The 9,860-nt window shown below is 65.9% G+C and carries 7 protein-coding genes; all 7 read right to left on the bottom strand.

Features of this window, described 5'->3' with window-relative positions:
• Positions 1 to 480: PqiC family protein (locus H3V53_RS41240; protein ID WP_336602744.1), on the bottom strand; the 480-nt coding region annotated here is incomplete at its 3' end.
• A complete protein-coding gene (locus H3V53_RS41235) occupies positions 477 to 2,081 on the bottom strand; it encodes a PqiB family protein (RefSeq protein WP_336602743.1) in 1,605 nt (534 codons plus the stop codon). The genes H3V53_RS41235 and H3V53_RS41240, both read right to left, overlap by 4 nt.
• The gene (locus H3V53_RS41230) at positions 2,078 to 3,430 is read right to left on the bottom strand and encodes a paraquat-inducible protein A (protein ID WP_336602742.1); all 1,353 of its coding nucleotides are present in this window, start codon (positions 3,428 to 3,430) and stop codon (positions 2,078 to 2,080) included. The genes H3V53_RS41235 and H3V53_RS41230 overlap by 4 nt, the downstream gene beginning before the upstream one ends.
• Positions 3,427 to 4,905, bottom strand: coding sequence for an efflux transporter outer membrane subunit (locus tag H3V53_RS41225; protein WP_336602741.1), 1,479 nt, complete (start codon positions 4,903 to 4,905; stop codon positions 3,427 to 3,429). Before H3V53_RS41225 ends, H3V53_RS41230 begins: the two co-directional genes overlap by 4 nt.
• A gap of 1 nt (position 4,906) precedes the next feature.
• On the bottom strand, positions 4,907 to 8,200 hold the full coding sequence (locus H3V53_RS41220) for an efflux RND transporter permease subunit (protein ID WP_336602740.1): 3,294 nt from the start codon (positions 8,198 to 8,200) through the stop codon (positions 4,907 to 4,909).
• 35 nt (positions 8,201 to 8,235) lie between these two features.
• Positions 8,236 to 9,519 (bottom strand): efflux RND transporter periplasmic adaptor subunit, encoded by a 1,284-nt coding sequence (locus tag H3V53_RS41215; RefSeq protein ID WP_336602745.1) that lies wholly within the window; start codon positions 9,517 to 9,519, stop codon positions 8,236 to 8,238.
• A gap of 115 nt (positions 9,520 to 9,634) precedes the next feature.
• Positions 9,635 to 9,860, bottom strand: a 226-nt coding sequence (locus H3V53_RS41210) for a glycine zipper family protein (RefSeq protein WP_336602739.1), incomplete at its 5' end; no start/stop codon positions are given.

The following is a 9,860-nucleotide window of genomic DNA, read 5'->3' as shown; positions in this document are numbered from 1 at the left end:
CGTCGAGCGGCCCGTGAGCAGCGCGCTGCGGCCCGCGACGCGCACGGTCCAGAGCGCGTCGATCGCGACGGCCTCGCCGGGCATCGAGTCGAACTGCACGATGTCGACGCGCACGCGGCACGCGTCCGCGTCCCCCGCCGACTGCGACGAAGCCGCCACGCGCGGCGAGCCGAGCAGCCGCGTCAGGTCGGCGGCGATCACACCCGCGACGCCGTTCCTGAGCGGCTCGCCCCAGCGCGCGTACTCATTGAGTCTCACCTCGTTGCCCGTGACGCGCGTCACCATCTGCGGCCGGTCGACGAGGTCGGGGATCGTCACGGGCCCGACCACCACCGACACCGGCAGCGCCCCGCCCGTGCTTTCCAGCGCCGGATCGGCGCTCAGCGTGTAGAAGTTCGCGCGCGGCGAGCTGCACGCGGCCAGCACCACGGCGGCGACGACGGCCAGGCATGCGCCGCGCGGCAGCATCGATCGCTTCACTTTGCGTCCTCCGGTTTGCCGCGCAGCAGCGCTTCGGGATGCTGCTGCAGATAATCGGCGAGCGCGCGGAACGACGCCGCCGTGCGCGCCAGCTCGCGCATCGCGTCGCTCGTGTCCTGCTGCAGCGCCGAGTCGGGTGCGAGCGCGCCGTTGGCCGACTTGAGCGTGCTCTGCGCCGCCGACAGCGTGTTCTTCGCCGCCGGCACGACCTGCGTATTCAGGTTCTGCAGCAGCACGCTCGCATTGCCGAGCGCATCTTGCGTGTTCTTGCCGATCTGCTCGAGCGGCAGCTTGTCGATGCGCGCGACGATGCGGTTCAGCGATTCCTGCAGCGATTGCAGGCCGCTCGGCTCGGTGGGCAGTTCGGGAGGCGTGCGGCTCCAGTCGATGGTTGCCTTCGGTGCGTTCGGGAAGAAGTCGAACGACACGTACAGTTGGCCCGTCAGCAGGCTGCCCGTTTTCAGCTGCGCGCGGAAGCCACGCGACACGAGGAAATTGCCGACGGCTTTCGGATCGCTGCTGGCGCGCCCTTCCGGCGGACCGCCTTCCGCAAAACGCGACGTGAAGCGCTCCGGATAGAACTTGATCTCGACGGGAATGCTGATCTTCTTCGTGACGGGATCGAAGCGCGTGTAGATCGCCGACACCTCGCCGATCACGATGCCGCGGAAATCCACGGGCGCACCGACCGTCAGGCCGCGCACCGATTCCTTGAAGTTCAGCACGTACGTATCGACGATGCGGTGCTGGACCTTCATGGCGTCGGCGCGCGTTTCGAACAGCGTGAACGGCGTGCGCACGGGCGCCTCGGCCTGCGTGAGCGAGTCGGAGGGTGTTTCGAACGCGAGCCCGCCTATCAGGATCGACACCAGCGACTGCGTGTTGATCCGCACGCCTTCCGTGCCGAGCGCGACGTCGATGCCGCCCGCCTCCCAGAAGCGCGAGTCGCTTTTCACGTACTGGTCGTACGGCGCGTTGACGAAAATATGCAGCGTGATGCCGCCGCCGTCCTTGTCGAGTTCAAATGACGTGACCTGACCCACGCGCAGCCGCCGGAAATAGACGGGCGAGCCGACATCGAGCGATGCCAGATTCGACGCCTTCAGCACGAACTCGCGGCCGGGCACGTCGCTCGCGAACACGGGCGGCGTCTCGAGCCCGACGTAATCGCGCCGCTCCTGCTTGCCGCGACCGATGTCCATGCCGATGTACGCGCCCGACAGCAGCGTACCGATGCCCGACACATTGCCGCCCGTCACGCGCGGGCGCTCGACCCAGAAGCGCGTATCGTTGACGAGCATGTCGGTCGCATCGCGCGTCAGCTCGGCTGTCGCGATGACGTTCTTGTAGTCCCTCGACAGCGCGACCTTCTTGACAACGCCGATATCGACGTCCTTGAACTTGATCTTGGTCTTGCCCGCCTCCAGGCCTTCGCCCGTCTTGAAGCTGATCGTGATGGTCGGGCCTTGCGACAGCACGGCCTGCACCGCGAGCCACACCCCGATCAGCACGGCGACGACGGGAACCAGCCAGATCCACTGGATGCGCCAGCGCTTGCGCGGCACGGCGATGGCATCGGGAAGTTCGGGCGGCCTGCTCATTCCTGTTTCCTCGCATCCCAGATGAGCCGCGGATCGAACGACATAGCAGCAAACATCGTCAGCACGACGACCGCCCCGAATGCGATCGCGGCGGGGCCGGCGCGCACCGTCGCGAGCGCGTTGAACTGCACGAGCGAGGTCAGCACGGCGATCACGTAGATATCGAGCATCGACCAGCGCCCGACAAGCTCGACGATCCGGTAGATGCGGGCGCGATGCTCCGGTTGCCACGTGGACCGGACATTCGCCGACAGCGCGAGAAAGCCGATGGCGAGAATCTTCAGCATCGGCACTGCGATGCTCGCAACGAAGACGAGCACGGCAAGCGGCCATGAACCCGACGTCCACAGATACACGACGCCGCTCATGATCGTGTCCTTCTGCGCGCCGAACAGCGAACTCGTGTCCATCACGGGCAGCACATTCGCGGGGATATAGAGGATGACCGCCGCAATCAGGCAAGCCCACGTGCGCGCGAGGCTGTCGGGCTTGCGCAGATGCAGGTGCGCGCCGCAGCGCGGGCAATGCCCCGCGTGCTCGGGCCACTGCACGGGCGCGTCGAGGCGGGCGTAGGCGCTCTCGTGCTGCGCTTGCTCGGGCGCGATGCGCGTGAGCAGGCCGCAGTCGTGGCACACGCACAGGCCGCACCCCGCCGCCGTGTCCGCCGGAAACGGCGTGTCGCTGTCGAATGCGGGACCGGTGTCGGGATGACCTTCGAGGCGCGCCCACAGATCGCGCGTATCGAACGCGGAAGCGGCTGCCGCGAGCATCAGCATCAGCACGCCGAACGACCACAACGCGGGGCCCGTCACCACCGACGCAATATGCGACAGCTTCACCAGCGCGACGAGCAGGCCGAGAATCAGCACCTCCGTCATGCCCCATTCCTGCGCGACGCGCAGCCCGCGGAACACGCCGTCCGCGCGATACGGCGTGCGCCCGAGCCGCAACGGCAGGAGCAGCCACACGAGACCCAACGCCTGGCAGGCGGGCATCAGCATGGTCGTGATGAAGATCAGCGCCGAGAGCGGCCACATGCCGTCGCGATACAGCACGCGCACGGCGCCGAACATCGTCGTTTCGACGAGATCGCCGTTCACCGCAAGTCCGACGATCGGGAACGCGTTGGAAATGATCCACAGCGCACAGGCCGCAAGCGCATAGGCGAGCGTGCGCTCGAGGCTGTCCGAGTGATGCCGGTAGAGCGTCGCGCGGCAGCGGCAGCAACGCAGCACGCCTTCGGGCGGCACGTCGTGATCGCGCTGCAGCAGATCGCATTCGTGGCAGGCGATCACGTGCCTTGCGCGCGCCGCAGGTCGTCCGGGGCGGGTCGCGACGGTCTCGCTCATTTCACACCCTGTGTCGCGTTATCGGCGGGCGGGTTGGCGTCTGTCGCGGCGCGCGCGGCCTGCTGGGTCGTCATTCCTTCTGCGCTGATGACCCAGCCGCCGCCCATTGCCTTGTACAGGTTCACATACGACACCAGCACGCCCGCCTGTGTCTGCGTCTCGCTCAACTGCGCGTTGAAGAGGCTGCGCTCGGCATCGAGCACTTCGATGTAGCTCGTATAGCCGCCTTCGTAACGCAGCCTCGCGAGGCGCGCATATGTAGCGAGCGCCTCGACCTGCCGCCCCTGCACATCGAACTGCTCGCGCAGCTTCTGCGACAGGATCAGCGCGTCGTCGACTTCCTGGAACGCGACCTGAATCGCCTTGCGATAGGCGTACAGCGCCTGTTGCTGCACCGCCTCGGCCTGCTTGACCTGACCTGCGATCGCGCCGCCTTCGAAGATCGGCTGCGTGACGGAACCCGCGAACGACCACACACGCGCCGGGCCCGTAAAGAGGTTCGAGAATTGCCCGCTCTGCGTACCGAGCAAACCCGTAATGGAGATCTGCGGGAAATACAGCGCTTTGGCCGCGCCGATCTGCGCATTCGCGGCAATCAGATCCTGTTCGGCCTGGCGCAGATCGGGGCGCCGCTCGAGCAGATCGGACGGCAGCCCCGCGGGCACGGCGGGCGCCGCCAGTTCCCCGAGCGCGCGACCGCGCAGGATATCGCCGGGATTGCGCCCGAGCAGCACGGACAGCGCGTCCTCCTGCTGCGCGATCTGCCCTTCGATCTGCGGAATGGCCGCTCGCGACGCTTCGTATTCGGACTGGCTCTGCGCCAGTTCCATCTGCGAAACCTCGCCGCCCTTGAAGCGCAGCTCGAACACGTGTACGGATTCGGCGCGGCTTTGCGTGGTCGCCTTGGCGATCTCGAGCTGCTTGTCGAGGCTACGCAGGTTGATGTACGACGACGCCACCGACGCCACCAGCGACAGGATCGTCCCCCGTTTGGCTTCTTCGGTTGACAGCAGGCTCGCGCGCGCGGATTCCGTCAGGCGCCGGTTGTGCCCGAACAGGTCGATTTCCCACGATGCCGCCAGCGACGCCGTGTACGTGTTGAACACCGGGTTGTTCAGGTTCGCGAGCAGCGGCGAGCCCGACGTGGGCAGGCGCTGGCGCTCGGCGCCGAAGTTTGCGCCGACCTGCGGCAGCAGCGCCGCACGCGTTGTGACGAACTGGCCGAGGAACTGGTCGACGCGCGCAGCGGCCACCTTCACGTCGTTGTTGTTGGCGAGCGCCGTGGTGATCAGGTCGTCGAGCACCGGGTCGTCGAACTGTTTCCACCACTCGGTGTTGGCGATGTCGACGGCGTAGTTGTCGGGAAAGCGGTACGTGGCGGGCACGTCGAGCGGCGGGCGCGAATAGTTCGGGCCGAGCAGGCAGCCGCCCAACGCGAGAACGCACGGCACACAGAGAACGAGGGCGCGGCGCATGTCAGTCATCCTCGCGCGACGCGGACGGGCTCGTCGTCGGTCCACCACCGACAGCAGGACCGCCCGCCGATGGGGGCACCTTCGGCGGCTCGCCTTGCCTCGAATCAGGTGCCAGCCCTGCACCCGGCCCGCCACCCGTCGCGGAAGGCGGCGTTTCCCCGGAAGGCTTGCCTTTCTTCTTCGCGCTGCGCTCCGACAAGGTCTCCAGCAGATAGAAGAACATCGGGATAAAGAACACGGCGATCGCCGTCGCGCCCAGCATCCCGCCGATCACGCCCGTGCCGATCGAATGCCGGCTGTTGGCCGACGCGCCCGTCGCGATGGCAAGCGGCACGCAGCCCAGGATGAACGCCAACGACGTCATCACGATCGGCCGCAAGCGTTCCTCGGCGGCCGTCATTGTCGCGTCGAACACCGACTTGCCCGCCTCGCGGTTGATCACCGCGAACTCGAAGATCAGGATCGCGTTCTTCGCCGCGAGCGCGACCAGCATCGTCAGGCCGATCTGGAAGTACACGTCGTTGTTCAGCCCGCGCAGCAGGATCGCGAGCAACGCACCGAAGAGGGCAAACGGCACCGCCATCAGCACGCCGAACGGCAGACTCCACTTCTCATACTGCGCGGCGAGAATCAGAAACACCATGATCAGGCCGAACACGAACACGAGGCTCGACGTGCCGCCCGACTGCTTCGCCTCGTAAGCCTCCCCGCTCCACGCAATGCCGTAATCCGAAGGCATGCCCCTGGCAATGTCTTCGAGCGCGGCGATGACCTGGCCCGACGCGTAGCCGGGCGCGGCGTTCGCGGTGATCTTCACGGCCGGGAAGTTGTTAAAGCGCGTGATCAGGTCCGGGCCCGTCACGTAGCGCGACGTGACCACCGACTTCAACGGCACCATGCTGCCGTTGGAGCTGCGCACGAAAACCTGCGTGAGATCCTCGGGCTTCAACCGGTACGACGGCTCGGCCTGCAGGATCACCTGCCACAAGCGGCTCGACCGGTTGAACTGCGACACGTACAGCGAACCGAACATCGTCTGCATCGCGCTGTAGACATCTTGCACCGGCACGCCGAGCGTTTCTGCCTTGTCGCGGTCCACGTTGACGAGCATTTGCTGCGAGTTCGCGTTGAAGGTCGAGGTCACGCCCGTCAGTTCGGGGCGCTGCTTCGCCTTCGCGACGAAATCGTCGACGACGGCCGCGAACTGCGCGATCGTCGCATCGCCCTTGCTCTGGATCCACATTTCAGTGCCGCCCGTGGTGCCGAGGCCCGGAATCGACGGCGGATTCAACGGCACGACAATGCCCTGCCGGATCTGCGAGAGCGTCTTGTACGCATCGATGAGCACGGCGCGCGCATTCTGCGTGCGGATATTGTCCGACTTGTAGCGCTCGTCGAAACTCTTGAACCCGACGAAGAACGTCGATGAGTTGTTCTTGTTCTGGCTATCGAGCAGGCTGTAGCCATCCACCGTCGTGATGCTGCCCACGGCGGGCTGCTTCATGAAGTACTCCGAGACGCGATCGGACACCGCGCCTGTGCGGTCGAGCGACGCGGCATCGGGCATGATCACGGCGCCGAGCAGATAGCCTTGGTCCTCGGGCGGCAGGAACGCGGTCGGAATGTCGCGCATCATCAAAACTGCCAGCACGATCATGCCGACGAACAGCAGCAGCGCGATCACGAAGCGCTTGATGACGAGCCGCACGGCGCGCGTATAACCCGCCGTCATGCGCGCGAACTGGTTGTCGAACCAGCGGAAAAAGCCCTTTTTCTCGTGATGTCCTGGCTTGAGCAGCAAGGAGGCGAGCGCGGGCGACAGCGTCAGCGCGACGATCCCCGAGATCACCACCGAAATCGCAATCGTGATGGCGAACTGCTTGTACATCTGCCCCGTGATGCCGCCGAGGAAGGCCACCGGCACGAACACGGCACACAGCACGAGCACGATCGCCACGACCGGCCCCGCCACTTCGTCCATCGCCTGCTTGGCGGCCGCTTTCGGATCGAGCTTGTTCACCGTCATGTTGCGCTCGACGTTTTCGATCACCACGATGGCATCGTCAACCACGATGCCGATGGCAAGCACCATGCCGAACAACGTAAGCATGTTGATCGAGAAGCCGAGCGCCTCCATCCCCATGAACGTGCCGACGATCGACACGGGCACGGCAAGCACAGGGATCAGCGTCGCGCGCAGGCTCTGCAGGAACACGAACACGACGATCACCACCAGCACCACGGCCTCGAAGAACGTGTGCACGACGTCTGTGATCGACGCCCGCGTGAACTCGGTGGTGTCCATCGCGATTTCGTAGTCGATGCCTTCGGGGAAGGTCTTCTTCATGTCGGCGAGCGTCGCGCGCACCTGCTTCGACACATCGAGCGCGTTCGCGCCCGGCTGCTGATAGACGGCGATCACGGTGGCCGGCTTGCCCTGGAAGCGGCTGCGGATCGAATAGTCTTTTTGCCCGAGTTCCGCGCGGCCGATGTCCTTCAGCCGCACAATCGCGGCGCCCCCGCTCTGGGCGCGGATGATGATGTTCTCGAACTCGGAAGGCTCCGTCAGCCGCCCTGTCGTGGTGACGGCAAACGACTGCTCGACGGGATTGCCGGTGGGCGACTGCCCTAATCGCCCGACGGCGAACTGCTGGTTCTGGTTGGCCACCGCGCGCTGCACGTCGGCGGCCGTGATGCCGAGTTGCGCCATGCGGTCGGGCCGCAACCAGATGCGCATCGCGTAGTCAGGCGTGCCGAAGATGCTCGACTGGTTCGCGCCCGGAATGCGCTTTAGCGCATCGAGCACGTAGACGTTCGCGTAGTTGGCGATGTAGGTGGCGTCGTAGCGCTCAGTGGGCGAATAGATCGCGATCACCATCATGAACGCCTGCGACTTCTTCTGCACCTGCACGCCCTGATTGGTCACCGACTGCGGCAGTTGCGGCAGCGCGAGGTTCACGCGGTTCTGCACGTCGACCTGTGCGAGTTCCGGGTTCGTGCCGATCTGGAAGTACACGTTGATCGTCAGATTGCCCGTCGAGGAGCTCGATGAACTCATGTAGATCATGTTGTCGGCGCCGTTGACCTGCTGCTCGATCGGCGCGGCGACGTTGTTGGCGACCACGTCGGCGCTCGCCCCTGGATAGGTCGCGGAAACCGTGATCTGCGGCGGCGTGATGTCGGGGTATTGCGCCGTGGGCAACGCGAGCATCGTGAGTGCGCCGCCAAGCGTGATGACGATCGAGATGACCGAAGCGAAGATCGGGCGGTCGATGCAAAAGTGTGAGATGTTCATCGGATCGGGGGCGCCGGAGGGCGTCGGTCGTCAGGTCATGGGCTGGCGCTGGTAGCGCTGGTGCCCGGGCGGGACGGCGTTTGGGGCGTTTGCGTCTGCGCGAGCGCGGCGGGCGCCGTGGACGTCGATGTCGATGTCGATGCCGGCGCCGCGCCCGCCGCGGGCGCGGAAGCAGGCGCGCCGGGCGCACCCGGCGCGCCGACCACCTTGATCTGCGAATCCGCCGACACGCGGATCGCGCCGTCGACCACCACGCGCTCGCCCGGTTTGAGGCCGTCGTTGACGAACCAGTCGTCGCCATGCCAGTCGCCGACTTCGATCACACGCTGATGCGGCTTCGAGTTCTGATCGACCACCCACACGAAGTGACTCTTCGCGCCCTGCAGCACCGCGCGCTGCGGCACGAGGATCGCGTTCGGCCGCACGGCGCCCGACACCTTCGCGCGCACGAACTGCCCGGGCCGCAACGTGCCCTTCGGATTAGCGAACGTGGAGCGCACGAGGAACGTACCCGTCTCCTGGCTGAACGCGGGGTTCGTAAAGTCGATACGGCCCTGCTGCGGATAGACCGAGCCGTCGGCGAGAATCACGGTCACGTCGAACTGGTTATCGGGCGGAAAACGCAGCAGGCCCTTCGCGACCTGATCGCGATAGCTCAGCAGTTCGTTTTCGGAGATGCTGAAATTCACCCACATCGGATCGAGCTGGTAGACGTAGGTCAGAAGCCCCGATTGCGTCGGTGTCACGTAGCTGCCGTCCTGCACGCGCGCGAAGCTCGACAGACCTTTGAGCGGCGAGCGGATCGTGCAGTAGCTCAGGTTCAGTTCGGCCGTGCGCACCTCGCCTTCCGCGGCGATCACGGCGGCTTCGGCCTGTTTCTCGTTGCCGGTGGCGTCATCGAGATCTTTCTTGCTCAACGCGTTCTGCGCTGCGAGCGGGATGACGCGCGCGAGATTCTGCTTGGTCACGAGCAGCCGCGCCTGCTGCTGCGCAAGCGCGCCCTTGGCGGACTGCAGCGCGGCTTCGAACGGCTTCTTGTCCATCACGAACAGCACCTGGTTCGGCTGCACGAGCGCGCCTTCCGTGTACACGCGTTTGTCGAGGAAACCTTCGACGCGCGCACGAATTTCCACTTCGCGCGAACTTTGCGTCTGCGCGGTGAACTCGAAATCGACGGGTGTTTCCTTCTGCTCGACCGTGACGACGGTGACGTCGACGGTCGGGCGCGGCGGTTCCATGGGCGCTTTCTTGCAGGCCGTGAGCGTGGCGATCGACGCGAACGCCGCCGCCAGCATCAGACGCGACGCATGAAGCGTCATTGGCGCTGACACACGCGACGCCGCGCGTCCCACGCGTTGCACGGCAGCTGCGTTCCCTTTCGGATGATTCAGATACGGTCGACGGTTCATCACGCGGCTCCCTTCGATCGTCCGGTCATTGCGACGTGTAGCCGCGTCCATTCATGCAGGCCACGACCGCGCGGTTCCATGTCGTCATTTGCTGCGAGGTCTGCTGCTGCACGGCCTGCTGTTGCTGCTCGGCGGCAGCCGTCTGATGGCGCTTGCGCATGCCGCCCGTCACAGTGCCCGCAATCGCGCCCGCAGCCGCGCCCTTGCCCGCATCGCCCGCGACGGCGCCGATCACCGCCCCCGCCGCCGCG

Source organism: Paraburkholderia bengalensis (assembly GCF_037126505.1).
GTDB classification, from domain to species: domain Bacteria; phylum Pseudomonadota; class Gammaproteobacteria; order Burkholderiales; family Burkholderiaceae; genus Paraburkholderia; species Paraburkholderia bengalensis.
This window is presented reverse-complemented; position numbering and strand designations above follow the sequence as displayed.

Coding starts and splice junctions, on each gene's coding strand:
- H3V53_RS41235 (WP_336602743.1), bottom strand. CDS start 2,081: ATGAGCAGGCCGCCCGAACTTCCCGATGCCATCGCCGTGCCGCGCAAG.
- H3V53_RS41230 (WP_336602742.1), bottom strand. CDS start 3,430: ATGAGCGAGACCGTCGCGACCCGCCCCGGACGACCTGCGGCGCGCGCA.
- H3V53_RS41225 (WP_336602741.1), bottom strand. CDS start 4,905: ATGCGCCGCGCCCTCGTTCTCTGTGTGCCGTGCGTTCTCGCGTTGGGC.
- H3V53_RS41220 (WP_336602740.1), bottom strand. CDS start 8,200: ATGAACATCTCACACTTTTGCATCGACCGCCCGATCTTCGCTTCGGTC.
- H3V53_RS41215 (WP_336602745.1), bottom strand. CDS start 9,519: ATGACGCTTCATGCGTCGCGTCTGATGCTGGCGGCGGCGTTCGCGTCG.